Origin of the sequence: Streptomyces sp. NPDC058663 (genome assembly GCF_042716745.1) — a bacterium.
GTDB lineage: Bacteria > Actinomycetota > Actinomycetes > Streptomycetales > Streptomycetaceae > Streptomyces.
Genome location: NZ_JBHXRV010000115.1, coordinates 1 through 1,646 on the forward strand (window position 1 = coordinate 1; position 1,646 = coordinate 1,646).

1 protein-coding gene is annotated in these 1,646 nt (G+C 69.1%); it reads left to right on the forward strand.

Going from position 1 to position 1,646, the window contains the following annotated elements:
* Positions 1-417 precede the first annotated feature (417 nt).
* On the forward strand, positions 418-1,419 hold the full coding sequence (gene trpS, locus ACFWVV_RS37745) for a tryptophan--tRNA ligase (protein WP_384359160.1): 1,002 nt from the start codon (positions 418-420) through the stop codon (positions 1,417-1,419).
* Positions 1,420-1,646: the final 227 nt, after the last annotated feature.

The window sequence follows — 1,646 nt, forward strand, 5'->3', positions numbered from 1 at the left end:
GGGCCGTTCCGACGAGTGAGACATTAGCGGATTCCTGGGCCCCGATGCCAATCGGGGTCCGTTCTTTCGAACGCGGATTCCTCATTTCGCAAAAGCGCACACGAGTGCAATGCGACGGGGAGTCGCATGCTCGAGTGGTTGGTGCGGAATGGCTGTCCGGGGACCGGCCTGGGGCCAGCACTCACAGTCGGACAGCTCGGAGAACATTACGTATCCGTTAATCCGGTGTCAACCCCGGGTCCCGGGGCTACGGTGGCTCCCATGACTACGCGTACGTGCACCCTCGGTTGGTGGGCCGCCTGACGGCGGCCGCGCACACGTATGCATCCACGGCCGCCGCCTCGGCGGCCGTTTGCGTATCTCCCTCTGAGAGGTCGGTCGCCGGTGGTGGCGGCCTCGACCAGGAGGAGAAGAGAGATGACGCGGGTCTTCAGTGGGATCAAGCCGACCGGGCACATGACCCTGGGGAACTACCTGGGCGCCGTGCAGCGGTGGGCCGAGGTGGACCAGCACAAGGGTGACGCCCTGTTCTGCGTGGTGGACCTACATGCCCTGACCGTGGAGCACGATCCGGGGCGGGTGCTGCGGCTCAGCCGGCAGGTGGCGACCTTGTTGCTGGCGGCGGGCCTGGATCCGGCGGTGTGCACCTTGTTCGTACAGAGCCATGTCGATGAGCACGCGCGGCTGTCGTACCTCCTGGAGTGCACGGCCACCGACGGGGAGATGCGGCGGATGATCCAGTACCGGGAGAAGTCCGCCCGGGCGCGGGCGGCCGGGGAGAGTGTGCGGCTGTCGTTGCTCACGTATCCCGTGCTGATGGCGGCGGACATCCTGGCGTACGGAACGGACGAGGTGCCGGTGGGTGACGACCAGACGCAACACGTGGAGCTGACGCGGGATCTGGCCGCGCGGTTCAACCAGCGGTACGGGCAGACCTTCGTGGTGCCGCGGGCGGTGCGGCCCGGGGTGGCGGCTCGGGTCATGGACCTGCAGGACCCCGCTTCCAAGATGGGGAAGACCACGGCCGGCACCGGTGGGGTGGTGTTCCTGCTCGACGAGCCGGAGGTCGTACGGAAGAAGGTGATGCGGGCGGTGACCGACAGCGGGAGCGGGGTGGAGTACGACCGCGAGGGGCGGCCCGGCGTGGCGAATCTGCTGGAGATCCTGGCCGCCTGTGGGGGTGGACGCGGTCCGGCGGAGCTGGCCGAGGGGTATCGGTCGTACGGGGCGCTGAAGAAGGATGTGGCGGAGGCGGTGGTGGAGGTGTTGCGGCCGGTGCGGGAGAGGCATGCGGAGCTGGCGGCGGACGCTTCTTATGTGGACGGGGTGTTGAGGGAGGGGGCGCAGAGGGCTCGGGGGATGGCGGGGGTACGGGTGGATGCGGCGTATCGGGCGGTGGGGTTGATTCCTAAGGGGTGAGGTGGAGTGGGGTGTGGGCGGGGGGTGGGGGTGCGTGTGGAGGTGCGCGTTGGGGGCGGGGCGCTGGTGGGGCGGGACAGGGGTGGGCGGCTCCGCCGGGGGCCGCCCCCCTTGCCCGCCCGTCCCGCCCCCGGGGGGGGTGTCTCTATGTCCTTCGTCAAGGACGTGGTGCCGGGTGTGGGGGCTGTTTGAGGTGGTTATGCGGCGAGGGTGATGGTGGGTGTTCT